Origin of the sequence: Pseudoduganella violacea (genome assembly GCF_014191875.1) — a bacterium.
In the GTDB taxonomy this organism is placed as follows: domain Bacteria; phylum Pseudomonadota; class Gammaproteobacteria; order Burkholderiales; family Burkholderiaceae_D; genus Rugamonas; species Rugamonas violacea_A.
The window spans coordinates 177,216-200,579 of the sequence record NZ_JACHXD010000009.1 but is presented as its reverse complement, the minus strand read 5'-3'; the positions used below and the strand labels follow the sequence as shown (position 1 = coordinate 200,579).

The following is a 23,364-nucleotide window of genomic DNA, read 5'->3' as shown; positions in this document are numbered from 1 at the left end:
CTGACCTTTCCATTCCCTTAATTGGAGAAGCAATGCGCAAGACCCTTCCGACCCTGCTGGCCGCCCTCTCCCCCCTGCTCGGCCATGCCGCCGCATCGGCCGCCCCAGCCACCCAGGCCGCGCCCACCGTGCAAGCGGCGCCGCTGCGCGCCCACCTGGCCTTCCTCAGCCACGACCTGCTGGAAGGACGCGGCACCGGCCAGCGCGGCGGCGACCTGGCCGTGAGCTATCTGGAAACCCAGGCCGCCGCCATCGGCCTGCAGCCGCTGGCCGACGGCAGCTACCGTCAATCGGTGAAGATCGAGGGCAGCAAGCTGCTGCCGGAAAGCTCGGTGCGCTTCGAGGTGGGCGACAAGAGCATCACGCCCATCGTCGGCAAGGACATCGTGTTCGGCACCGCCAGTGGCCGCAGCAATATCGCCTTCAGTGCGCCGCTGCTGTTCGTCGGCTACGGCGTGCACGCGCCGGAAGAGCGCTGGGACGACTACAAGGGCCGCGAAGTCAAAGGCAAGATCCTGGTCATGATGGTCAACGACCCGCAGCCCACGGCCGAGGAACCGAACCGCTTCGCCGGCAAGGCCTACACCTACTACGGCCGCTGGCTGTACAAATTCGAGGAAGCGGCGCGACGCGGCGCGGCCGGCGTGCTGCTGATCCACACCACGCCGTCGGCCTCCTATCCCTGGAGCGTGCCGGCCAATGGCTTCAGCCACGAACGCTTCCACCTGGCCGGCCCCGGCAACCAGATGGAAGGCTGGCTGCATGAAGACACGGCGCGCGAACTGTTCGCCGCCGCCGGCCAGGATCTGGACAAGCTGCGCGCCCAGGCCGAATCGCGCGAGTTCCAGCCGGTCGACCTGCGCATCCGCGCCAAGGCCGAGCTGCGCAGCAGCATCCGCCAGGTCGAGCAATTCAATGTGATCGGCATCGTGCCCGGCACCGACCCGCAGCTCAAGGAAGAAGCCGTGGTGTATTCGGCGCACTGGGACCACCTGGGCGTGGACGAGAATGTGCGCGAAGGCGACCGCAGCGACCATATCTGGAACGGCGCCATCGACAATGCCTCCGGCACGGCCGCGCTGCTGGCCATGGCCGCCGCGGCGGTCCCGCATCCGGCGCGGCGCGCGCAAGTGTTCCTGTGGCCGGCGGCCGAGGAACAAGGCTTGCTGGGCAGCGCCGCCTATGTGCGCAGCCCCGCCTTCCCGCTGGCGAAAACGGCGGCCGACCTGAATCTGGACAGCATGAACTTCGCCGGCCGCACCAAGGACATCGGCGTGGCCGGGGCCGAGCGCAGCAGCCTGTATGAGACGGCAGGCCAGGTGGCCAAGCAGATGGGCATGAAGCTGGCGCCCACGATTCCCGACCTGTCCGGCGCCTACTTCCGCGCCGACCACTTCAACTTCGCCAAGGCCGGCGTGCCGGCCTTCAACGTCGGCTCCGCCGTCTTCTCCGGCGACGGCCACTTCGAGTTCGCCCACCAGCATGCCGAGCAGGCCGCCCAGATCGTCGGCTTCAAGCGGCACTACCACCAGGTCACGGACGAATACCACCCGGGCTGGGACTTGAGCGGCATGCTGCAGCAAGCCCAATTCACGCTCAAGCTCGGCTACGCCGTCGCCAACAGCACGGCCATGCCACGCTGGAAAGCCGGCGAAGCCTTCGGCCGCGTCCCGCGTTAACGACGCTAGGCGTCGAGCTGGCGCGCGAGCTGGTCGAGGGCGCTGCGGTAGAGCTTGCGGAAAAGGTCGACCAGGGCTTGCTCGTCGGCGGGGGCGCAGTCGAAGTCGCAGGACCATTCGACCACGCTGCGGCCGGGGCCGGCCGCCGTCACGTCGAGCGTGGCGAAGCAGCGCGTCAGCGGCAGCGGCGCGTCGACGATCGAGGAGGTATAGGTCTGCTCGCTTTCACTGTAGTACTCGAGCCGTTCGACGAGGACGATGCCGTCGCCGGTCGTCAGGCGGCGCAGGCGGCCGCCCTGCTCCAGCTGGCTGCTGGCGATGGCGCCGCTCCACTGCGCCAGGGAATCGAAACCGCTGATGGTGTGCCAGACTTGCGCCGCCGGCAGATTCAGCGCCGCGCTGATCGATACGATGGACATGCTTGCTCCTGTAAGCGTGACATTTCGGGGACGCCAATATTATCATATTAACAATCCCGCGGCGCGTCCGCCCCCGCAATTTCAGATGGCCTGGCCCAGCATGCGGTCGGCCTGGGCGCCGCGTTCGGCCGCCTGGCGCGCGTCGTGCGCCGCCAGCACCGCCAGGAATTCGGCGGCCGGCACCGGGCGGCTGAAGTAATAGCCCTGCATCTGCTGGCAGCCGTGCTGGCGCAGGAAGTCGAGCTGCTGGCGGGTTTCCACGCCTTCCGAAATCACCTCCAGTTTCAGGTTGCTGGCCAGGGCGATGATGGTCCTCACGATGGCCGCGTCGTCGGCGTTCTCGGTGACGTCGCGCACGAAGGTCTGGTCGATCTTCAGCACGTCGATGGCGAAGCGCTTCAAATGCGCCAGGCTGGAATAGCCGGTGCCGAAATCGTCGATCGCCAGCTTCACGCCCAGTTTCTTCAACTCGTGCATGACGCTGATGGCCTGCTCGATATCGTTCATCACCTGGCTCTCGGTCAGTTCCAGCTCCAGGCAATGCGGGGCCAGGCCGGTTTCGGCCAGCGCCGCCGCCACCGATTGCACGAAGTCCTGTTCCGCCATCTGGCGCGCCGACACATTCACCGCCACGCGCAGCTCGCCCTGGCCCAGGCGCTGCCAGGCCAGGGCCTGGGCGCACGCCGTGCGCAGCACCCAGGCGCCGAGCGGCACGATCAAGCCGGTTTCCTCGGCCAGCGGAATGAAGCGGTTGGGCGCCACCATGCCCAGCTCGGGATGCTGCCAGCGCACCAGCGCTTCCATGCCCACGATGCGGCCGCAGGCGATATCGACCTGGGGCTGGTAGTGCAGCACGAATTCGCGCCGCTCCAGCGCCTGGCGCAGCGCGCCTTCGATCAGCAGGCGCTCGCCCAGCTGCTCGTTGAGCGCCGCTGTGTAGAACTGGTAGTTGTTGCCGCCCATTTCCTTGGCGCGGTACAGGGCGATGTCGGCGCGCTCCATCAGGATGCCGGGATCGGCGCTGTCGGCCGGATAGACGGCGATGCCGGCGCTGCCGCTGAGGAAAAGCTCGGCCTCGTCCAGCAGCAGCGGCGCGGCCAGCGCGGCCAGCACGCGCTGCACCTGTTCCGCGCGCGGCGTCAGCGCGCCATGCTCGGGCAGCAGCATCAGCGCGAATTCGTCGCCGCCGATGCGCGCCACCGTGTCCACCGGGCGCACGGCCTGCTGCAGGCGCTGCGCCACCGCCTGCAGCAAGCGGTCGCCGCCCTTGTGGCCCAGATGGCTGTTGGTGAACTTGAAGCGGTCCAGGTCGAGCGACACCAGCCACAATGAATGGCGCTTGCGCGCCGAGTGGGTAATGGTCTGGCGCAGGCGGTCCTGCAGCAGCAGGCGGTTGGGCAGGCCGGTCAGGGCGTCGTGCATGGCCTGGTGGTGCAGCTCGGACTCGTAAGCCTTCATCGCCGTGATGTCGTGCTGGATCGAGACATAGTGCGTGACCGCGCCCTGTTCGTCGCGCACCGGCGAAATATAGATCTCGTTCCAGAAGGCCGTGCCGTCCTTGCGGTAATTGCGCAGGATGGCGTGGCCGTCGCGCTGCTCGCGGATGGCGCTGCGCACCTCGACCGCGCCCGGCTGCTCGGTGTCGTCGCCGTGCAGCAGGCGCGGGCTGCGGCCCAGGATGTCGGCCGCGCTGTAGCCGGTGATGCGCTCAAAGGCGCGGTTCACGTAGACGGTGGGATTGCCCGGCTGCGCCGCCGTGATCACCACCGCATTGGTGCTCGACTCGATGGCGCGCTCGCGCAGCAGCAGCTCGCGGTTCAATTCCTTGAGCTGGGCGGTGCGTTCCTCGACATGGCGCTGGATCACGCGGTTGCGCAGCGACAGGGTGCGCATATAGGCCGCGCCCAGTCCCGTCAGCAGCAGGCCCAGGGCCAGCGTCGAGAGCGAAGCCAGATGGTCGCTCAGCAGCACCTCGTCGCCCGGCGCCGCCGTCACGCGCCAGCGCTGGCCGGCCACGTCGAAGCCTTGCCGCAGCGGCGCCGCGCGGCCCGGGTACAGCCAGCGCGGCAGCGTGCCCTGGCCCGACGGCGCCGCCGCCGCCGCGTACAGCGGCTGCTCGCGCTGGCCGTCCGCCGCGGCGGCGTACACGTTCAGGCTCATGCCCTGGTTGGGACGCAGGCCGGCCGCTTCGAACACCTTGGCGATCATATCGGCCGGACGCAGCACGATGGCCGTCTCGCCGATCACGGCGGCGCGCCGCTGCGCCACGCTGGCCAGTTCGGCGCCGTAGCGGTAGACCGGCATCGAGATCACCACGCCCACGCGCGGCGCCGGCCCCTCGACCAGCGCCACCAGCTGGCCGGCCGCCGGCAGGCCGGTAGCGTAGGCATGCTGGCGCACGTCCTCGCCGTCGGCCGGATACAGGGTGTCGAGGCCGAGCGCCATTTCATTGCCCTGCAGCGGTTCCAGATAGTCGATCACGCGGTAGCGCGCGCGTTCGCCGGCCGTCACCGCCACGCCGTCGCGCATCTCGGTCAGGCGCGCGTCGGCCTGGAAGCCGCGCAGGCTCGCCTCGAAGGCCGGGCGTTCGGCCGCGTCGATAAAGCGCAGATAGCTGGCGCTCTGCACATAGGGGTAGTAGGCCAGCGTGGGCTGGGTGAAGCGGCGGAATTCCTCGCGGCTCACGGCCATATGGCTGGCAAACAGCTGGTTGACGGCGCGCAGGCTGCCGATGGCATTGTCCACGCCCTCCTTCAGCGCCCACAGGCGCACATGGGCGCGCTGCTGGAAGGCCAGCTCCAGCTTGTCCTGCTCCAAGCGGCTGATGCCGGCAAACAGCAAGCCCGTCAGGCTCAGGCCCGACAGCAGGACCAGGGTGACCGGGCGCGGCCAGCCAGATTTGCCTGGGGCTCGGACAGGGGGCGCGGATGGAATGGTGTCGCTCATCTAAAACAGGGGAAAACACCAGATTAGCATGGATTCGCCCCGCTCCCCGGCCGCGCTGGCCCGGCCCGGCCCAATCGCGGCCCTTTTTCGCCGCCCCGTGTTCCATATACCACATAGCAACTTCATGTATTACAGGGAAAGATCGCAAGCGGCTCGGCGGCGCCTCACGGTCCGGCCAGGCCGGCCCGGTCTGCGTTGCGCCGCCCCACGAGCACGCGGCATATACTGGCTTGCCCCGTGGGTTTCCCCGCGCCGGGGGCGCCGGCGCAAGCGAACATGAGGAGGTGGCAAGCATGGAAAAAACCTGGATCGTGGTAGCCAACAGTAGCCGCGCGCGCATTTTCCAGCTCGACGAGCCGCACGCCGCGCTGCGAGAAATCGAAGACCTGGCCAATCCCCTGGGCCGCGCCGACAACAAGCAGCTTGCCAGCGACGGCGAGGGCCGTTTCGGCGGTCCCGCTGGCCAGAGCCATACCGCGCCCGGCCAGGAAGAGCCGGTGGCGCATGAGGTGCGCCTGTTCGCGCGCAGCGTCGGCGAACGGCTGGAGCTGGCGCGCGGCGCCAACCGCTACCAGCATCTCTGCCTGATCGCCGCGCCCAAATTCCTCGGCCTGCTGCGCGAAAACACCCATGCCTCCACGCGCAAGCTGGTGCAGGCCGAACTGGCGCGCAATATCGCCAGCTTCAGCATGCAGGATATCGAAGAATGCGTGGCGACGCTGGGCCTGCGCCGCGCGCTGGCCTGAGGAGGCGGCATGGACGGCAGCAGCAAGTGGATCGATCTCGCAGTCGACGAGGGCAGCTTCGGCGCCTACCTGGCCTTGCCGCGCGGCGGCGCCGGCCCGGGCATCGTGCTGCTGCAAGAGATTTTCGGCGTCAACGCCCATATCCGCAGCGTGGCCGAGCAGTATGCGGCGGACGGCTATGTGGTGCTGGCGCCCGACCTGTTCTGGCGCCAGCGGCCGCGCGTGGAGCTGGGCTATGACGACGCCAGTTGGGCGCAGGCGGCGCAGTATATGCAGCAGGCGGACCTGGAGCAGGCCCAGCAGGATATCGGCGCCACGGCCGCCGTGCTGCGCGGCCTGCCCGGCGTCGGCGCCAGGATCGGCGCGCTCGGCTTTTGCTTCGGCGGCCGGCTCGCGTATCTGGCGGCGGCCAATGGGAACGTCGATGCGGCCATCGCCTACTACGGCGGCCGCATCGAGCAGCACTTGGACCGCGCCGGCGACATCCGCGTGCCGCTGCTGCTGCACTTCGGCGGCCAGGATGCGCACATCCCGCCCGAGGCGGTGCGCCGCATCGCCCACGCGTTCGACGAGCGCGAGCATGTGGCCATCCATCTCTACCAGGAAGCCGAACACGGCTTCAACTGCTCGCACCGGGCCAGCTACCATCAGCGCTCGGCGGCCCTGGCCCATGGCGAAAGCCTGATCTTCCTCAGCGAGCACCTCTAGCGGCAGGCTGCGGCGCCATCCCCGCGCTCCGGGACGCGTCGCCCCACGACATGGAGCGAATACGGAGGTTGTCATGCGCAAGCTGTTCTCTTCCGCTTCCCTTGGTCTGCTGGCATTCGGCACCGCCTGAGGCGGCGGTTCCGGCGGCGGTGCCGCCGATGCCATGCCGCCCGCGGCGGCGCCGGCGCCGCTGCCCGCCGCCCTGAGCCTGGGCTTGCGCGAAGTCGCGTCCGGCCTGAGTCAACCGATCATGCTGACCGCGCCGGCCGGCGACCGCCGCCAGTTCATCGTCGAGCGGCCGGGCCGCATCCGCGTGCTGGAAAACGGCAGTCTGCTGGCCAAGCCCCTGCTCGACATCAGCGCCCAGACCAGCACCGACGGCGAACGCGGCCTGCTGTCCCTGGCCTTCCATCCCGAGTTTGCGCGCAACGGCTACTTCTACGTGTATTACACCGACCGCAGCGGCAATATCGCCATCGACCGCTTCCGCATGTCGGCCGATCCCTCTGTGGCCGACCCGCAGTCGCAGACGCGCGTGCTGAGCATCGGCCATCCCACGTATAGCAACCACAACGGCGGCCTGCTCGCCTTCGGACCGGACGGCTATCTGTATATCGGCACCGGCGATGGCGGCGGTGGCGGCGACCCGAACCGCAATGCGCAGAACCCCGAAAGCATGCTGGGCAAGCTGCTGCGGCTCGACGTCGATATCAGCCTGCCGACGGCGTACAAGGTACCGTCCGACAATCCCTACGCCGGCCAGAGCGGCAAGCGCGGCGAAATCTGGGCGCTGGGCCTGCGCAATCCCTGGCGCTTCGCCTTCGACGGCACCAGCCGCCAGCTGTATATCGCCGACGTCGGCCAAGGCGAGCGCGAGGAAGTCGATATCGCCGCCATCGCGGCGGGCGGCAACAACTATGGCTGGCCCATCATGGAAGGCAGCGCCTGCTACAACGCCGCCACTTGCGCCAGCGCCGGGCTGGTCCGGCCGGCCTTCGAATACACGCATGGCAGCGCGGGCGCCAACGGCTGCTCCATCACGGGCGGCTATGTCTACCGCGGCGCGGCCATTCCCGAACTGGCGGGACGCTATTTCTACTCCGACTACTGCAAGGGCTACCTCAAGAGTTTCCTCTACAGCGGCGGCACGGTGGGCGAGCAGCGCGACTGGGGCATTGCCAGCGTCGGCAACGTGCTGTCCTTCGGCCAGGATGCCCAGGGCGAGCTGTATGTGCTGGTCGGCGGCGGCAAGGTTTACAAGATCGTGCGGCAATAGGGCTACAATCAAGTTTTGCACTCGCGAACGAACGGCCATGGCACGACTGAAACTAGAATTCCCCGAAGACCAGTTTTGTTTTTCCACCCAGCTCACGGTACGCGTCACCGACATCAATGCCGCCAACCACCTCGGCAACGACTCGATGATTTCCATGATTTCGGAAGCGCGGGCGCGCTTCCTGTTTGACTTCGGCGTGCAGGAGACCGAGGGCGACGGCACCGGCATCATCGTCACCGACCTCGCCACCACCTACCGCGCCGAAGGCCATGCCCGCGACCAGCTGCTGTTCGAAGTCGGCGTCATGGACTTCAACAAATACGGCGGCGACATCACCTTCCGCATCACCCGCCCGCAGGACCAGGTACTGGTCGCGATGGCCAAATCCGGCTTCGTCTTCTTCAACTACAAGCTCAGCCAGGTCGTCCCCATGCCCGACGAGTTCCGCGCCAAATTCCCCCGCGTCAACTGGATCGATTAAACCTTTGCGCCAGATCAAACAATGTCCCACCCTGGTGTCAGGCACTAGGGTCGGACATTCTTTGCGTTAGATCAAAGAATGTCCACCTCTGGTGCCTGACACCAGGGTGGGACATTTGTTGAGATAGATCAAAGGCTTATTTTTGGCTGAGTTTGGACTCGGTGAAGGTGGCTTGGAACCAGTCGTCGAGCATCTGCTTTTCGTAGCGCAGGGAATCGCCGCTGGAGTAGCGGTTCAGGCGCTGGATGTAGTTCATGTTGCTGAGCTGGCTGTCGCCGCTGCGCACGAGCTTGCCGTCCGCTTCCAGGCTGTAATGCAGGGCCATATGGGGCCAGTCGGCGCCGCCGTTCAGGATGCGGATGTCTTCGATGCGGCGCGCCGGTTCCAGCCGGCCCGCCAGGTCGATATCGTTGACGTCGATTTTCAGGCTTTGCCCGGCCGGCAGGCTTTGGCCCAGCTTAACGAAGTGTTCGCGCAAGTCTTTGAGGACGAGCTCGCGGTCGCGCTCCATGCGCGGCAGGTCGTTATAGCTGTCCGGCTTGATGAAATTGACCGTGACCTCGGCGGCGGAGGCGGCCGTGGCGGCCAGCAGCAAAAGCGCCGCGGCCAGGGCGTGACGGGCGTGGAGTCGCATGGTTTTTCCTTTCCGTTCAGAGTAGTCTCATTTCACTATACTCTTTTCCCCACACGGCCAGGAGAACTGAAAACTTTGCTTACGTATCGATACAAAAGCCCCGCAAACCGCCGGTTTGCGGGGCTTGGCCCTCATTGGCGCTAGAACTTAGCTGCCGATGCGGCCGCCGTCATTCTTGGTGATGACGATGGTGGCCGAGCGCGGACGCTTGCCGGCGCCGTAACCGGCGTTGGCCGGCCATTGGCTGGTGTACTTGCCCGGATCGCCGATATTGGCCTGGTCCGTGCCTTCGCCCGGGTGCTGGATGTTGACGAACAGCGCCTTGCCGTCCGGGGTTTCGGCGATGCCGGTCAGTTCGCAGTCGACCGGGCCGACCAGGAAGCGCTTGACGGTGTCGGCCGTGGCGGCCTTGCCGACGAAGGTGTCGACCTTGAAGGCGGCGGCGGTGCCGGCGGCCGGGTAGTCCAGCGTGACTTTCTTGCCGTCGCCGACGCTGCCCGGAATGGCGGCCAGCATCATGCAGTTGGTGACGTCGGTGTAAGCGCCGTCATCGGTCTGGATCCACAGCAGGCCGGTCGATGGCGTGAAGGCCAGGCCGTCCGGGCTGGAGAAGTCCTGGTCGGCGGTCAGGTTCGACAGGTTGACCTTGCCGGCGTCGGCGCCCGACTCGGCGCCGAACAGGTAGACGTCCCAGCTGAAGGTGGCGGACGAGGCGCCGGCGCTGCCTTCCTTGATGCGCAGGATGTGGCCGTTCGGGTTGCCCTTCTGCTCGCTCTTGCCTTTCAGGTCGGTGTAGGCGCGCGGGTTGGGGCCATCGACCAGGGTGCCGGAGCCGGCGGCGACGCGGCCGCTGTTATTGGTCAGCGAGAAGTAGATTTCGCCATTGGCCGGGTTGACCGTGCACCATTCCGGACGGTCCATCTTGGTCGCGCCCACGGCGTCGCCCGCCAGACGGGCGTTGACCAGCACGTCGGCCTGGTCGGCGAATTTGTAGCCGGCATAGCCCGCGATGGCGGCGTTGTTGATGCTCAGCTCGATCCATTGGCCGCTGCCGTCGGCGCCGAATTTGGCGACGTAGAGCTTGCCCTTGTCCAGGTATTTGTCGCCGGTTTTCAGCATATCGCTCGGGGTGGCGTCGGCGGCGGCCCACACTTCCTCGGTGACGAATTTGTAGATGTATTCATTGCGCGAATCGTCGCCCATGTAGACGCCGAGCGGCTGGCCGACGACCGGTTTGCTGAAGGCGGCGCTTTCATGGGCGTAGCGGCCCAGGGCGGTACGCTTTTTCAGGGCGCGCGTCTTGTTGTAGGGATCGGCCTCGACGATGTAGCCCATGGCGTTCATCTCGTTGCGGTAATCGTCCTTGCCGTCGGTGGAGGCGCCGGTCTTGCTGATATTCCATCGCGCGTATTTATCGTCGGCGCCGCCGGTTTCCCAGCCGTGGCGCGAGGCGCTGCCGGCGTTGCGGCCATAGCGCTTGAGCGAGGCCACGCTCTTGTCGCCGGCGCGCGCGGTGTCGTCGTTCTTGTCGCGGGTGAAGTAGCCGGACCAGTTTTCCTCGCCGCTCACGAAGCTGCCCCATGGGGTTTTGCCGGTGCCGCAGTTGTTCAGGGTGCCACGGGTTTTCTTGCCGTCCGGCGAGTACTTGGTGACCATCAGCGCATTGCCGGCGGCCGGGCCGGACAGTTCGCACTCGGTCAGGCAGGTGACGCGGCGGTTGAAGGCCGAATCCTTGACGTATTCCCATTTGCCGCCGGTGCGGCGCACTTCGACCACGGAGATGCCGTGCAGGCCGGTTTCCTTGTCCACTTCCACGGCGGGGCGCGGCAGGGTGTTGGTGCCGCCATTGGCATGGATGAAGAAGGAGGACAGGGCCTGGTTGGTGGTCGCTTCGTGGTTCATGGCCAGCAGGCCACGGTCGGCGCCGGAGGCGGACGGTTTGCCGTCGGCGCCCAGGCCGAAGAATTCCATGCCGTCGTGGTGGTCGCCGGCGCGGTTTTCGTAGTCGGCATCGCTGCCATCGTTCTTGAAGGCGCTGGTGGACGCGGTCAGCGGATCGCCCAGGGCGTACAGGATGCTGGCGGTGTAGCCGGCCGGCACCACCACGCTGTCGAGCAGGCTCTTGCCGACGGCGCCGAAGGCCAGCAGCTTCTCGGCCGGCGGGGTCACCGGCGGGGTGACGGGCGGCTGCGGCGACACCACGCCATTGTTATTGTCGCTGCCGCCGCAGGCGCTCAGGCCGAAGGTGGCCATGGCCATGCTGACAGCCGAGGCGGCGCTGCCGCGCAGCAGATTGCGGCGGCTGATGCGCTGGTCCAGCACGGTGCTGAAGTGCTCGTTCGGGGTGTCGTTGTAGCCGATATCGTCTTGATCGATTTTGTTGGTCATGACCGTTTTCACTAGAGTGGTGGGGTTAAAAAAACTGCCGCCATTCTAGGGAGGGAAAATGACAGGATTGTGACGTGACTTGCAATCTGCGGAATGTGTGTGGGCGCACGGCGGCCGGGACGGCCTGGGTGCAGCATGGCATTTTCAGCTGCGGAGGCCGCCATGCCGGAAGGACCGTCGATCGTCATCCTCAAGGAAGCGGCGCGCCAATTCGAGGGGCGCACCATCGCCGCGGCCAGCGGCAACAGCGGCGGCATCGATTTCGCCGCCCTGCCCGGCCAGCCGCTGCTGGCGGTGCGCAGCTGGGGCAAGCATTTGCTGCTGGAATTGCCCCTGTTCAGCCTGCGCATCCATTTGCTGATGTTCGGCAGTTACCGCATCAACGAGCGCAAGCCCGATGCCGTGCCGCGCCTGGCGCTGCGCTTCGCCGAAGGCGGCGAACTCAATTTCTATACCTGCTCGGTGCGCCAGATCGCCGAAGCGCTCGACACCGTCTACGACTGGCGCGTCGATGTCATGGCCGACGCCTGGGAACCGCGCCTGGCGCTGCGGCAGTTGCGCGCAAAACCACAGATGCTGGCCTGCGACGCCCTGCTGGACCAGAATATTTTCTCGGGAGTGGGAAATATTATCAAAAATGAAGTATTGTTTCGTTTAAGAATACATCCTCTCTCAAAAGTAAAAGATATTCCCGCAACGAAATTGCGAGAGCTGGTCAAGCAGGCCCGGCAATACAGCTTCGAATTCAAGCAGTGGAAGCAGGCATCGGTGCTGAAACAGCATTGGCTGGCGCACACGCGGCGCATCTGTCCGCGCTGCCGCATACCGCTGCAGAAAGCCCATCTGGGCCTGACGCGGCGGCGCAGCTTCTGGTGCGAGCGCTGCCAAAAGCGCTATGACAGCGCAGCAAGGCCGGCAAGTGTTGCAAATGAGAGAAAGCAATAATTGTTTCTAGTTGTTAATGAATGAGGCAAGCAATACAATCACCGGGCTGCGCCCAAAACCCTGTGCGCTCGTCCGGGACTTTAGCCAACTAGCGGAATACCTATGTCTTTTCTGACTTCAGCAACGCCCAAGCTCGCGCCATGGAAAATCCTGCTGGTCGACGACGAGCCCGACATCCACGACATCACCAAGCTGACCTTGAGCCGCTTCCGCCTCGACGGACGCGGCCTGACTTTCGTCCACGCCTACAGCGGCGCCGAAGCCAAGCAAGTGCTGGCGCGCGAAAGCGATATCGCCCTGGTCTTCCTCGACGTGGTGATGGAAAAGGAGGACAGCGGCCTGGAAGTGGCGCGCTGGATGCGCGAAGAGCTGGGCAACCAGTTCACCCGCATCGTGCTGCGCACCGGCCAGCCGGGCCAGGCGCCGGAAGAGCGCGTGATCGTCAATTACGACATCAACGATTACAAGGAAAAGACCGAGCTCGACCGCACCAAGCTGTTCACCACGACCTTTGCCGCCCTGCGCGCCTACCGCGACATCATGAAGGTGGAGGAAGCGCGCCGCCAGCAGCTCAATTACCGCGAAGGCTTGGAGCGCGTGATCGCCGCCTCGGCCCACATCTTCCAGCAGCGCAACCTAAAGGATTTTGCCAGCGGCTTGCTGCAGCAAGTGGTGGCCCTCTTGCGCCTGGAGCAAAGCATGCTGCTGCGCCTGCGCGCGGCCACCGCCATCACGGGCGAACAAGACTATGAAATCCTGGCCCAGATCGGCGCCGACGCCGAACCGCTGCTCACGCCCGAGCTGCTGGCCCAGCTCAAAGTGGCCGAGCGCAACCGTATTTCGCGCATCCTTGGCGACACCTATGTCGGCTACTTCCCGAATACCAGCGGCAAGGCTTCGCTGCTGGTGCTCAAAGGCGTGGACGAGATTTCCGAGATCGACGCCAAGCTGCTCGAAGTATTTTGCTCGGGCGTGGCGATCGCCTTCGACAATATCCTGCTCAACCAGGAAATCACCGACACCCAGGCCGAGCTGATTCTGCGCCTGGGCGACGTGGTCGAATCGCGTTCGAACGAAGCGGGCAACCACGTGCGGCGCATGGCCGAAATCTGCCAGATGCTGGGCCAGGCCGGCGGCCTGCCCGACGACGAAACCGCCGTGCTCACGCATGCCGCGCCGATGCACGACATCGGCAAGATCGCCACGCCCGACGCCGTGCTGCTGAAACCCGGCAAGCTCGACGCGGCGGAATGGGAAATCATGAAGCAGCACCCGGCGGTCGGTCTCTCGATCCTGGACGGCTCGCAGCGGCCGATCCTGAAAGCGGCCGCCGTGATCGCCCACCAGCACCACGAAAAATACGACGGCAGCGGCTACCCGCAAGGGCTGAAAGGCGAGGATATCCACCTGTATGCCCGCATCGTCGCCGTCGCCGACGTGTTCGACGCCCTGATGCACAAGCGCTGCTACAAGGACGCCTGGCCGGTCGAACAAGTGATCGGCCACCTGCGCGAAGTCGCCGGCCACCACCTCGACCCCAAATACGTCGAACTGCTGATCCAAAACATCGACCGCGCCCTCGCCATCAACGAACGCTTCCCCGACTAAAGTTTGCGCCAAATCAAACAATGTCCCACCCTGGTGTCAGGCACTGGAGCAGGACATTCTTTGATCTAAATCAGCAAATGTCCTACCTTGGTGCCTGACACCAGGGTTTGACATTGTTTGATGCAGATCAAGCGGCGGGCTTTTTGCGCTGGTCGCGGGGGAAGCGCAGGTGGTAGTGCAGGCCCATGCCGGGGGCACTCACGACCTTGATGCTGCCGCCCAGGGGGCCGGTGACGAGGTTGTATAGGATGTGCGCGCCAAGGCCGCTGCCGCCGCTGCCGCGCTTGGTGGTGAAGAAGGGATCGAAGAGCTGGCTGAGCAGCGAACTGTCCATGCCGATGCCGTCGTCGCTGTAGTCGAACTGGATGTGCTCGCCATCGCTCTTGCCGCTGATCTTGATGCTGCCGCTCTGGCCTTCTTCGAAACCGTGCACCAGGGAGTTCATCACCATATTCGTCACAATCTGCGAGATGGCGCCGGGGAAGCTGTCGAGCTGGATGTCGGGCGCGCAATCGACCTCGACCTTGATGGGCTTGCCTTTCAGCTTGGGCTGCAACGAGAGCAGCACTTCGTCCAGGTATTTGCGCAGATGGAAGTTGCGGATATTGTCGGAACTCTGGTCCACCGCCACTTGCTTGAAGCTGCGTACCAGGGCGGCGGCGCGCTGGGTGTTGGTGGTCATGATGCGCAGCGATTGGTCGATGGTGTCGAAGAAGGCGTGCAAGCCGTCTTCGTCGAGCTGGCCGGCGGCCAGGTCTTCCTTGGTCAGCTTGAGTTCCTGCACCAGGTGGCTGGTGGCGGTGACGCAGATGCCGAGCGGGGTGTTGATTTCGTGGGCGACGCCAGCCACCAGGCGGCCCAGCGAGGCGAGTTTCTCCTGGCGCACCAGCTCGCTTTGCGCCGCCTGCAACTGGGTCAGGGCGGTGTTCAGCGCGGCGTTCTGTTCTTCCAGCGTGTCCTTGGCGCGGCGGATGGCGCGATCGGCCTGCATGCGCGCAATCGCCACCGCCACATGGCTGGCCATGAAGGCCAGGATGTCGAGGTCGGCCTGGCTGTACTCCACCGAAGCGTCATAGCTTTGCACGATGATCACGCCATAAGCGCGGTCGCCGAGCAGCATGGGCGCGCCCATCCAGCTGCGGATGTCTTCGCTGCCCAGCGGTTCGTCGATCTCGCCGGCGGCGCGCAGGGCGGCATAGGCCGGGCCATCGAGTAGTTGGGCCTGCTTGCGCTGGAGGATGTAGGAACTCATGCCGATGCCGTAGTGGAAGCGCTTGACCGGCGCTTCGGCGTCCTTTTCATCGACGAAATACGGGATGCTGATTTCCGCGCTGTCCGGATGGTAGAGCGCGATCAGGAAATTGCGCGCCGTCACCAGCTCGCTGATGATTTCATGCAGGCGACGGTAGAGCACGCCCGCGTCGGAGGCCGAGGCCGACAGGCTGGCGATCTCGTACAGGGCGCGCTGCAGATTTTCGGCGCGGCGCCGCTCGGCCACCTCGTGCTCCAGGCGCAGCGTGCGCTCGCGCACGGCGCGCTCCAGCCGGTCCATGCTTTGCAAGCCTTGCAGGGCGCTCGACACGTAGTTGGCGATCAGCGCGAACAGGGCCTGGTCTTCTTCGCTATAGGTATGTGCCGCGTCATAGCTTTGGATGACGATGGCGCCCAGGATCTGGTGGTTCTGGTCGAGCAGCGGACAACCCATCCAGTGCTCGGCCACCGTGCCCTGGCCGAAGGCGCCGCCGGTTTCGCGCGAGATATGCTCTTCGGCCGTCATCACCAGCGGCTGGCGGTTCAGGATCACCCAGGCTGTCGGCGATTGCTCGGGCGAGGCCAGCTCGACCCATTGGCCGGGATCGGGCGCCTCGTCCTGCACGTCGACGAAGTAGACGAAGCGCACGCTGTTGTCGTCGCCGTCGCGGTCGTTGAGCGCCACATAGAAGTTGGCCGCGTACATGATGCGCCCCAGCGCCGCGTGCACGGCTTGCAGGAAGAGCGCGATATCGGTGCAGCTGACCGATTGCTGGCCGATTTCGAGCAGCATGGACTGGACGGCTTCAAGACGGCGCAAACGGCTTTCCATATTTCCCCTGGACGATGAATAATTCACAACGGAAATATTATCAGGGCGCCGCCGCCGGGGCCAGCGGATTCCCGCGCCAGCCGCCGAAAGCCGGTCCGGATGCGGCAAAGCCGCAACCTCGGGGCCGCTTAGTGGGGGCGGCGGAAGTCGTTTTCGATCCAGGCCGCGGCGCTGGTCGCGCTGAGCTTGAAGTTGGGCGCCACGCGTACCTGGGCCAATTGCTCGCCATAGGCGTCGACGGCGCTCAGCAGGGCGTAGGGATCGTCCTCGTCCGGCACGATGTCGAGCTTGACGGTCAGGCTGCCCTGCTCGCTCTCCACGCGCAGCGATTTATGCAGCTGGGCATGCAACTGCTGCTCATGGCGGCGGATCACCTCGCTGGCGGTCTTGACCAGGGTGTGGAAGGCGTTGATGTCGAGCGGCTTGGGATTTTTCTTGTCGCGCCCCATGGTCCAGGGGCCGACCAGGGCCGGTTCCGGTTCGCCATCCTTGATCATGGCGACCGCCCAGCCATCGTCATCCTCATTCTTGATGACGCGTGCCGTCCAGCCATTGCCCTGCCAGACGCGGTCTTCCTGGATCAGGACATCGTCTTCTTGCTGTTCGGAAAAATCATTCATGCTGGGCTCGCGGCGGGAAAAAGGCAGCCATGATACCAGCCCGCCCAAAACAAAGCCCGCCGAAGCGGGCTGTATTCAGCAGAAATAAATCGCCGGCTGGCCCGGCGGCCGCACCGGCGGTCCCGGCGGCGTGATGCGCGGGTCGATGGCCGGCTCCGGCGTCTGGTATTTGTACGGAGTGATAATGATGGGCGGAATCGTCGGCGGCGCGGACGGCGGCCCCTTGGGCCCGCCGGAACAATCAAGTGCGCTACGCTGGCGCCCTGCTCTGCCGATTCCCGAGGATAACGATTGATCCTCGTCAAATGCTAGCCATGCCATATGCCCCTCCATGCGCGAGATAGGTATTCAGTATAGGCAAGCTTGAAGCAAGTTCAAGGCTGGAATTTCCTCCATTCATCGATTTCATTGCCCATTCGGCCCGCCAAATCCACCGTCCGTCGCAAGCCCGTCGCCGGCCGCTGCCGCGCGCAGTACAGTACCACCATGCCAAACGGCATCAGAACAATCAACCATACGGGGTTCGCCATGAAAAGACTGCTCGCCTGCGCTGTTATCGTGCTTCTCGCTATCGCTGCCATGCACACGCTGGACGTGGGCGATTGGACCGTGAGTTTCGGCGGCGACGAATACGAGGGGCCGCTGGCCGCCCTCTTCAGCCTGATCTTCGGCGCCGGCGGTCTGGTGATCGCGGCCGTCGCCATCGTCTGCGCGGCACTCTTCGTCGGCCTGCTGTTCGCCGGACTCGGCGTGCTGATGGTGGCGGGCCTGGCACTCCTGGCCGTGGTGCTGGTGGCGGCCATCTCGCCCTTCCTGCTGCCGCTGCTGATCCTGTTCGGCCTGTGGTATATGGTGTCGCGCCGCCGCGAACGCCGCCAGGCCGATCTCAAGGAACACACCATCTGATCCAGTTTCATGCGGAAGCGGCCGGGGGATGCCCCGGCCGGTCCGCCTCCTTTGCCGCCTCGCCTCCCGTCTCGCCTCCTGCCTCCGCTCCTGCCTTCGTTTCCGCCTCGGCCGGCGCCGCCGCGCTGTCCCGCCCCGCCACTTCCACCCGGTTACGTCCGCCGCGCTTGGCGCGGTACAAGGCCTTGTCAGCACGGATCAGGGCCGCGTCGCCGCTGGCGTCGAGCGCGTCCATGGCGGCGATGCCGACGCTGACCGTCACCGTGAATTCCTGTTCGCTCAAGAGCAAGGGCGTGCTGGCGATGCGCTGGCGCAGCCGCTCGGCATAGGAGGCGGCGGCGGCCAGGTCGGCGCCCGGCAGCAGCACGGCGAATTCCTCGCCGCCGACGCGGCCCAGCATATCGATCTTGCGCTGGCTGTCGCGCATCAGGGTGGCCAAGTGGCGCAGCACGGCGTCGCCGGCGGCATGGCCGTGTTCGTCGTTGATGCGCTTGAAGTGGTCCAGGTCGAGCATCACCACGGCCGTGCGCTCGCCGACGTCGCGCTGCAGGCGGGCCTGCTCGTCGTCAAGGCGGGCCATGAATTCGCGCCGGTTCGGCAAGCCGGTCAGGAAGTCGGTGGTGGCCAGCAGCAGCAATTCGTCGTTCAGGCGCTTGCGCTCGGTGATGTCGACGGTGGAAACGATGACGAAGTCCAGGCTATGGGCGTGGCCGGGCATGACCAAGAGGGTCAACTCGTTCTGCCGCGCCACCCCGTCCAGGCGGCGGAAACTGCTTTCGCAGGCGAACAGATGGGCCCCCTGGGCCAGGGCGGTGAGCGCGCGCGCAAAGGCCGGCAGCGCGCTGTGGTCGAAATTTTGCGCCAGGCTCAGGGCCGACAGATCCTTATGGCCGGGCAGCGCGCCGACCTGCTGCAGGGCGGCCGCGTTAAGGTCGGTGATGCGCACCAGGCTGGCAAGCTGTTTGAGCTGGCTGGGATTGTGGTGCAAATAGGCGGGAATATCTTCCACGCCCGACATTTCCAGCTCCACCAGGCGGGCCCGCACTTCCGACCAGTCCTGCTCCCACAAGGCGACGGGCGCATTGTCATACAGGCTGCGGAAACGCGCCTCTTCCACGCGCAGCGCCTGCGCCGCCTGGGCCTGCTCGATGGCGATGCCGGCCAAGTGGGCGGCCTGTTCGATCAAGGTGATATTGGCCGGGCTGGGCCGCTGCGGCAGTCGGCTGTAGATGGCGAAGGCGCCCAGCACCGTGCCCGAGGAGCTGCGGATGGGGTCCGACCAGCAGGCGCCCACGCCGGCGCGCCGCGCCAGATCGCGGTGGCGCAGCCACAGCGGGTCGGTCTGGATATTCTCGACGATCACGCGGCAGTTGGCCGCCACCGCCTGGCCGCAGGCGCCATTGCCCAGCATGACGGGCTGGCCATGGATGGCGGCGTTGAAGAAGGCCGGCAGGCTGGGCGCAGCGCCCACCAGCAGGCGGCTACCTTCGGGGTCGAGCAGCAGGATGCTGCACAGCATGGAAGGATTGTCGGCCTCGATGCCCAGCACCACGCTTTCCAGGATGGTTTGCAGCGGCGCGCCGGTGGCCAGCAGCTCCAGCACCTGGCGCCGGGTCTGTTCGCGCTGGTCGATCTGGGTGCGCTCGGTGATGTCGCGGAAAGACCACAGCCGCGCCTGGCCGCTGCCCAGACGCAGCGTGCGCGTGAATTGTTCCAGCACGCGGCCATCTTTCAGGTTCAGCAGCGCTTGCCGTTCTTCGTTGTCGCGGTGCGGCTGCTTGCCCGCTTCCAGGAACGGCTCGGCCTGCTCCAACTGGCCCGCCACATGGGCCATCAGGATCGGCCCGTCGCTTTGCCCATCCATCTGTTCCGGCACATTCCACAGCTGGCGGAAACGCCGGTTCACGTTCAGCACCGTGCCGCGGCAATCGTCAACCAGGATGCCGTCGATGGTGGAGTCGAGAATGCTGCGCAACATGGCCTGGCTGCGCTGGGCGCTGTCGGCCAGCGCCTGCATGCTGGCCTGGCCTTCCTGCAGCTCGGCCGCCAGCTCGCGGCTATGCTGCAGCGCCAGACCGGCGCGCGCGCGGCTCTGCGCCAGCAGCCAGGCCAGCAGGGCCATCAGCACGCTGAGCATCAGGCCGGCAATGCCGATCAACTGGGTCTTTTCGTCGCGCAGGCTATAGCTCTCGGGCAGCGCGGCGATGCGCACCGTCCAGCGGTGGTTGGCCACGCTGATCTGTTGCGTGGTCTGGCGCGCCATGGCGGCCGGTTCGCCAGGCGCCGGCTCAGCGGGAGCACTGTCATACATGCGCTGCGCCGGATCGACGCTATTGCCGTCGTAGATTTCCACGTCGAGACTGGCGCCGCGCTCACCGCCGATGCCGGCCATCAGATCGCCCATGCGGAAAGGCGCGTACACCCAGCCCTCGATGGCGGCGCGGCGCTGCGCCAGGGTCTGCTGCGGCATGCCCTTGCGGTAGACCGGCAGCAGCACCAGGAAGCCGGCCTGCCCCGGTGCGTTTTTTTCCTGCACCAGGCGCAACCGGCCTGTCATGGCCGGCAGGCCGGAATCGCGCGCCTGTTCCAGCGTTACGCGCCGCATCGGCTCGGACATCGGGTCGAAGCCGAAGGCGCGCAGATTGCTGCCGCTGAACGGTTCCAGATAGAGCACCGGCGCATAGTGGGGACGCAGGCCGGCCGGCGTGATCGTATAGTCGGGAAAGCCTTCGGCCCGCACGGCGGCGATATGCGCCTCGCGCGCACTGCCCGGCACCCAGCGCATGAAGCCCACGCCCTGTACACCGGGGAAATGCTGGTTCAACTCTTGGCCCGCGACGTAGATGCGGAACGCTTCGCGGTCCACGCTGCCGGCACTGGCGAACAAACCCTGCACCCCATACAGCACCTGCACATAGGTCTGCATGCGCTGGGCCATGCTGTTAATCAGCTCGCGGACGCGGTGGTTGAAATCGGTTTCAGCCTCCCGCTCGGCGTCGGCGCGCGCGCCCAGCCACAGCGCGCAGGTGGTCGCGGAACAGACCGCCAGCACCAGGGCCGCCAGCACACCGGGCCGCAGCAAGCCATGCAGCAGGCGGTCGCGCAGCGAGGGGTGGGCGGGCGTGTCCATAGTGTTCCTGCCAGCAGAGGGTGACATTCATAGTACGTTACCGCCCCCTGCCCCGCAATGAATATTATGTGCTGTGGGAAATACCGCATGCACTATGTGCAAAGCCAATGGAAACTAGCAAAACGATTGTCAGTCTCTTCGGTATTGCCAGGCCGCCTCAGGCCGGCTTGTTGGCGGCCGCCGCCGCGAACTGGCGGTAGCCACGCGCGCGCAACTCGCAGGCCGGGCAGGCGCCGCAACCATAGCCCCAGTCGTGCAGGGCGCCGCGCTCGCCCTTGTAGCAGGTATGGGTAGAGGCGCGGATCATATCGACCAGGCCGACGCCGCCGAGCGACTGCGCCAGTTCCCAGGTCTGGGACTTGTCCAGCCACATCAGCGGGGTTTCCAGCTTGAGGCGGGTATCCATGCCCAGGTTGAGCGCCACTTGCAACGCTTTCATGGTGTCGTCGCGGCAGTCGGGATAGCCGGAGAAATCGGTCTCGCACATGCCGCCCACCAGCACCGTCAGGCCGCGACGGTAAGCCAGGGTGGCGGCCACGGTCATGAACAGCAGGTTGCGGCCGGGGACGAAGGTGTTCGGCAAGCCATTTTCCTGCATGACGATTTCGATGTCCTCGGTCATGGCCGTCTGCGACAGGGCCGAGATCAGGGACAGGTCGATCATATGGTCTTCGCCCAGGCGCTGCGCCCATTGCGGCTTGTGGGCGCGCAGTTGTTCCAGCAAGGACGGACGCACGGTCAGTTCGATGGCGTGGCGCTGGCCGTAGTCGAAGCCGATGGTTTCCACGCGCTGGTAGCGTTGCAGCGCCCAGGCCAGGCAGGTGGTGGAATCCTGGCCGCCGCTAAACAGCACCAGTGCGGTATCAGTTGCTAACATATGAAACTTTCTGTAAATCTTATCAGGGACGCCATCCACTGTACCAATCCGGTAACATGTGGACATGAACATTAAGGCAGGACCACGAATTTTGGCACAAGTAGCGAGAAATGTATTGCGGCGCATGGCGCTGGCCGCGGCCGCGCTGGTTCTCCCGCTGGCCGCCTGGGCGGCCGAGGGGCTGCACTACAATGTGCGCATCCAGGCGCCCGGCGAGCTGGAAACGCTGCTGGAGCAGAACCTGGACTTGCTGCGTTTCCGCGGCAATGCGCGCATGGACCGCGACCAGCTGCAGCGCCTGGTGCGCACGGCGCCCGAACAGATCCGCACCCTGGTCGCCACGGCCGGCTACTACTCGCCCGTACTGAGCGTGCGCGTCGACACGCCGGACGCCACGCCGACGGTGGTGGTCGAGGTGCAGCCGGGCGAACCGGTGCGCGTGGGCGAAGTCGAAATCGTGCTCGAAGGGTTTGCCAGCAGCGGCGGCGAGGCCTTCGACAAGGACGCGCTGAAGGCCGGCTGGAGCCTGCCCGAAGGCGCCGTCTTCCGCCAGGACGAGTGGGAAACGGCCAAGCGCGGCATCCTGCGCCAGCTGATGCAGACCCGCTATCCGCGCGCCCAGCTCAGCGAAAGCCAGGCCACCGTCGATCCCGACACGCACAAGGTGCTGCTGCATCTGGTGCTCGACAGCGGCCCGGAAATGCGTTTCGGCGAATTGCGCATCGAAGGCTTGCGCCGCTATCCGGAATCGGTGGTGCGCAACCTGAACCAGATCCGTCCCGGCGACTATTACAACGAGGCGGCGCTGCAAGCCTACCAGGCGCGCCTGCAGGACACCGGCTATTTCAGCGGCGTGGAAGTGAGCGCCGACATGTCGGCCGTGATCGGCGAACAGCTGGAAGCGGCCGAAGCGCGCCAGGAAGGCCAGCCCCAAGCCACGGCCGCCAGCGCCATGGCGCCCTTGCCGCTGCTGGTGCGCGTGAGCGAGAACAAGCGCCGCAACGCCAGCGTGGGTCTGGGTTTCAGCACCAATACCGGCGCCCGTACCCAGGTCAACTACGACGACCTGTCGGTCTTCGGCCTGAAGATGAAAAGCGCGCTGACACTGGAAACCAAGCGCCAGACGGCGCGCACCGATTTCTACTTCCCCACCACGGCCGACGGCTATAACGACAGCTTCGGCGCGGCCATCGAGCGCAATGACATCCAGGGCGAGATCACGCGCACCGCGTCCGTGCAGGGCAAGCGCGCCTGGGGCACGCCAAGGCTGGAGCGCAGCATCAGCCTGCAGTACCTGACCGAATCGAAATCGATCGACCGCATTCCCACCAGCCGCAGCCAGAGTTTGCCGCTGACCTATGCCGTCACCTGGCGCAAGCTGGACAATCTGCTGTTCCCGAGCAAGGGCTATGTGCTGAACGCGCAACTGGGCGGCGCCCTGCTGCCGCTGCTGACGGACGAACCGTTCATCCGCAGCACCGTGCGCGGCATCACCTACCTCCCGCTCAACAGCAAGAGCAGCATCATCCTACGCGGCGAAGTGGGCGTGCTCGCTTCGCGCAAGAAGGATGGTGTGCCGACCACCTTCCTGTTCCGCGCCGGCGGCGACAACTCGGTGCGCGGCTACGCCTACCAGGAACTGGGCGTGCGCGAAGGCGAGGCCACCGTGGGCGGGCGCTATCTGGCCACCGCCAGCGCCGAATACCAGTACTGGGTCAAGCCCGCCTGGGGCGGCGCCGTCTTCTACGACGCGGGCAATGCGGCCGACTCGCCGAAATCGATCCACCCCAAATCCGGCTATGGCGTCGGCGTACGCTATAAGAGTCCGGTCGGTCCGATCAATGTCGATTTCGCCTACGGCCACGCGACGCGCAAGATGCGCATCCACTTCTCGCTGGGCTTTACTTTCTGATGGCTG

General features: G+C 65.8%; 17 protein-coding genes. 9 read left to right on the top strand and 8 right to left on the bottom strand.

What is annotated here, in order from left to right; genetic code table 11:
* Positions 1 to 32: 32 nt before the first annotated feature.
* The gene (locus FHS03_RS16915; RefSeq protein ID WP_183442085.1) at positions 33 to 1,679 is read left to right on the top strand and encodes a M28 family peptidase; all 1,647 of its coding nucleotides are present in this window, start codon (positions 33 to 35) and stop codon (positions 1,677 to 1,679) included.
* Positions 1,680 to 1,684: 5 nt separating this feature from the next.
* On the opposite strand, the gene FHS03_RS16910 is transcribed toward FHS03_RS16915, so the two are convergent.
* Both FHS03_RS16910 and FHS03_RS16905 read right to left on the bottom strand, forming a co-directional pair.
* Complete coding sequence (locus tag FHS03_RS16910; protein WP_183442084.1) at positions 1,685 to 2,098, bottom strand: SRPBCC family protein; 414 nt, start codon at positions 2,096 to 2,098, stop codon at positions 1,685 to 1,687.
* An 81-nt stretch (positions 2,099 to 2,179) separates the two neighbouring features.
* A complete protein-coding gene (locus FHS03_RS16905; RefSeq protein WP_183442083.1) occupies positions 2,180 to 5,044 on the bottom strand; it encodes a bifunctional diguanylate cyclase/phosphodiesterase in 2,865 nt (954 codons plus the stop codon).
* A 293-nt stretch (positions 5,045 to 5,337) separates the two neighbouring features.
* Between FHS03_RS16905 and FHS03_RS16900 the strand changes: the two genes are divergently transcribed.
* The 4 genes from FHS03_RS16900 to FHS03_RS16885 all read left to right on the top strand — a co-directional run bounded on the left by FHS03_RS16900 (position 5,338) and on the right by FHS03_RS16885 (position 8,255).
* On the top strand, positions 5,338 to 5,790 hold the full coding sequence (locus FHS03_RS16900) for a host attachment protein (protein WP_183442082.1): 453 nt from the start codon (positions 5,338 to 5,340) through the stop codon (positions 5,788 to 5,790).
* Between the two features lie 9 nt (positions 5,791 to 5,799).
* Complete coding sequence (locus tag FHS03_RS16895) at positions 5,800 to 6,498, top strand: dienelactone hydrolase family protein (protein WP_183442081.1); 699 nt, start codon at positions 5,800 to 5,802, stop codon at positions 6,496 to 6,498.
* 163 nt (positions 6,499 to 6,661) lie between these two features.
* Entirely contained in the window at positions 6,662 to 7,774 is a 1,113-nt protein-coding gene (locus tag FHS03_RS16890; RefSeq protein WP_183442080.1) for a PQQ-dependent sugar dehydrogenase, read from the top strand.
* 37 nt (positions 7,775 to 7,811) lie between these two features.
* Complete coding sequence (locus FHS03_RS16885) at positions 7,812 to 8,255, top strand: thioesterase family protein (protein WP_050409621.1); 444 nt, start codon at positions 7,812 to 7,814, stop codon at positions 8,253 to 8,255.
* A gap of 136 nt (positions 8,256 to 8,391) precedes the next feature.
* Here FHS03_RS16885 and FHS03_RS16880 read toward each other — a convergent pair whose 3' ends face one another.
* Both FHS03_RS16880 and FHS03_RS16875 read right to left on the bottom strand, forming a co-directional pair.
* Positions 8,392 to 8,889, bottom strand: coding sequence for a DUF3016 domain-containing protein (locus FHS03_RS16880; RefSeq protein ID WP_183442079.1), 498 nt, complete (start codon positions 8,887 to 8,889; stop codon positions 8,392 to 8,394).
* Between the two features lie 147 nt (positions 8,890 to 9,036).
* Positions 9,037 to 11,277, bottom strand: a complete 2,241-nt coding sequence (locus tag FHS03_RS16875) for a PhoX family protein (protein WP_183442078.1) — start codon at positions 11,275 to 11,277, stop codon at positions 9,037 to 9,039.
* Between the two features lie 135 nt (positions 11,278 to 11,412).
* Between FHS03_RS16875 and FHS03_RS16870 the strand changes: the two genes are divergently transcribed.
* Both FHS03_RS16870 and FHS03_RS16865 read left to right on the top strand, forming a co-directional pair.
* Positions 11,413 to 12,222 (top strand): DNA-formamidopyrimidine glycosylase family protein, encoded by an 810-nt coding sequence (locus FHS03_RS16870; RefSeq protein WP_307729552.1) that lies wholly within the window; start codon positions 11,413 to 11,415, stop codon positions 12,220 to 12,222.
* Between the two features lie 102 nt (positions 12,223 to 12,324).
* A complete protein-coding gene (locus FHS03_RS16865) occupies positions 12,325 to 13,830 on the top strand; it encodes an HD domain-containing phosphohydrolase (protein WP_183442077.1) in 1,506 nt (501 codons plus the stop codon).
* A gap of 127 nt (positions 13,831 to 13,957) precedes the next feature.
* On the opposite strand, the gene FHS03_RS16860 is transcribed toward FHS03_RS16865, so the two are convergent.
* Both FHS03_RS16860 and FHS03_RS16855 read right to left on the bottom strand, forming a co-directional pair.
* Positions 13,958 to 15,913 (bottom strand): GAF domain-containing sensor histidine kinase, encoded by a 1,956-nt coding sequence (locus tag FHS03_RS16860; protein ID WP_183442076.1) that lies wholly within the window; start codon positions 15,911 to 15,913, stop codon positions 13,958 to 13,960.
* Between the two features lie 128 nt (positions 15,914 to 16,041).
* Positions 16,042 to 16,533 carry a hypothetical protein gene (locus FHS03_RS16855; RefSeq protein ID WP_183442075.1) on the bottom strand — a complete coding sequence of 164 codons (492 nt, stop codon included), beginning with the start codon at positions 16,531 to 16,533 and terminating at the stop codon, positions 16,042 to 16,044.
* Between the two features lie 528 nt (positions 16,534 to 17,061).
* Between FHS03_RS16855 and FHS03_RS16850 the strand changes: the two genes are divergently transcribed.
* Positions 17,062 to 17,439, top strand: coding sequence for a hypothetical protein (locus FHS03_RS16850; protein ID WP_050409626.1), 378 nt, complete (start codon positions 17,062 to 17,064; stop codon positions 17,437 to 17,439).
* Between the two features lie 7 nt (positions 17,440 to 17,446).
* On the opposite strand, the gene FHS03_RS16845 is transcribed toward FHS03_RS16850, so the two are convergent.
* Positions 17,447 to 20,569, bottom strand: coding sequence for a sensor domain-containing diguanylate cyclase (locus FHS03_RS16845; protein WP_183442074.1), 3,123 nt, complete (start codon positions 20,567 to 20,569; stop codon positions 17,447 to 17,449).
* A 157-nt stretch (positions 20,570 to 20,726) separates the two neighbouring features.
* Positions 20,727 to 21,446: a 7-cyano-7-deazaguanine synthase QueC gene (gene queC, locus FHS03_RS16840; protein WP_183442073.1), complete on the bottom strand. Its 720-nt coding sequence runs from the start codon at positions 21,444 to 21,446 to the stop codon at positions 20,727 to 20,729.
* A gap of 124 nt (positions 21,447 to 21,570) precedes the next feature.
* Here queC and FHS03_RS16835 point away from each other — a divergent pair, with 124 nt between their 5' ends.
* A complete protein-coding gene (locus FHS03_RS16835) occupies positions 21,571 to 23,358 on the top strand; it encodes an autotransporter assembly complex protein TamA (protein ID WP_229426256.1) in 1,788 nt (595 codons plus the stop codon).
* Positions 23,359 to 23,364: the final 6 nt, after the last annotated feature.

What these genes read in the sequence shown, in the direction of transcription:
- FHS03_RS16910 (WP_183442084.1), bottom strand. Translation starts at nt 2,098, where the DNA reads ATGTCCATCGTATCGATCAGCGCGGCGCTGAATCTGCCGGCGGCGCAA.
- FHS03_RS16835 (WP_229426256.1), top strand. Translation starts at nt 21,571, where the DNA reads ATGGCGCTGGCCGCGGCCGCGCTGGTTCTCCCGCTGGCCGCCTGGGCG.
- FHS03_RS16875 (WP_183442078.1), bottom strand. Translation starts at nt 11,277, where the DNA reads ATGACCAACAAAATCGATCAAGACGATATCGGCTACAACGACACCCCG.
- FHS03_RS16850 (WP_050409626.1), top strand. Translation starts at nt 17,062, where the DNA reads ATGAAAAGACTGCTCGCCTGCGCTGTTATCGTGCTTCTCGCTATCGCT.
- FHS03_RS16880 (WP_183442079.1), bottom strand. Translation starts at nt 8,889, where the DNA reads ATGCGACTCCACGCCCGTCACGCCCTGGCCGCGGCGCTTTTGCTGCTG.
- FHS03_RS16870 (WP_307729552.1), top strand. Translation starts at nt 11,413, where the DNA reads ATGGCATTTTCAGCTGCGGAGGCCGCCATGCCGGAAGGACCGTCGATC.
- FHS03_RS16890 (WP_183442080.1), top strand. Translation starts at nt 6,662, where the DNA reads ATGCCGCCCGCGGCGGCGCCGGCGCCGCTGCCCGCCGCCCTGAGCCTG.
- FHS03_RS16885 (WP_050409621.1), top strand. Translation starts at nt 7,812, where the DNA reads ATGGCACGACTGAAACTAGAATTCCCCGAAGACCAGTTTTGTTTTTCC.
- FHS03_RS16845 (WP_183442074.1), bottom strand. Translation starts at nt 20,569, where the DNA reads ATGGACACGCCCGCCCACCCCTCGCTGCGCGACCGCCTGCTGCATGGC.
- FHS03_RS16855 (WP_183442075.1), bottom strand. Translation starts at nt 16,533, where the DNA reads ATGAATGATTTTTCCGAACAGCAAGAAGACGATGTCCTGATCCAGGAA.
- FHS03_RS16895 (WP_183442081.1), top strand. Translation starts at nt 5,800, where the DNA reads ATGGACGGCAGCAGCAAGTGGATCGATCTCGCAGTCGACGAGGGCAGC.
- FHS03_RS16915 (WP_183442085.1), top strand. Translation starts at nt 33, where the DNA reads ATGCGCAAGACCCTTCCGACCCTGCTGGCCGCCCTCTCCCCCCTGCTC.
- FHS03_RS16900 (WP_183442082.1), top strand. Translation starts at nt 5,338, where the DNA reads ATGGAAAAAACCTGGATCGTGGTAGCCAACAGTAGCCGCGCGCGCATT.
- queC (WP_183442073.1), bottom strand. Translation starts at nt 21,446, where the DNA reads ATGTTAGCAACTGATACCGCACTGGTGCTGTTTAGCGGCGGCCAGGAT.
- FHS03_RS16860 (WP_183442076.1), bottom strand. Translation starts at nt 15,913, where the DNA reads ATGGAAAGCCGTTTGCGCCGTCTTGAAGCCGTCCAGTCCATGCTGCTC.
- FHS03_RS16905 (WP_183442083.1), bottom strand. Translation starts at nt 5,044, where the DNA reads ATGAGCGACACCATTCCATCCGCGCCCCCTGTCCGAGCCCCAGGCAAA.
- FHS03_RS16865 (WP_183442077.1), top strand. Translation starts at nt 12,325, where the DNA reads ATGTCTTTTCTGACTTCAGCAACGCCCAAGCTCGCGCCATGGAAAATC.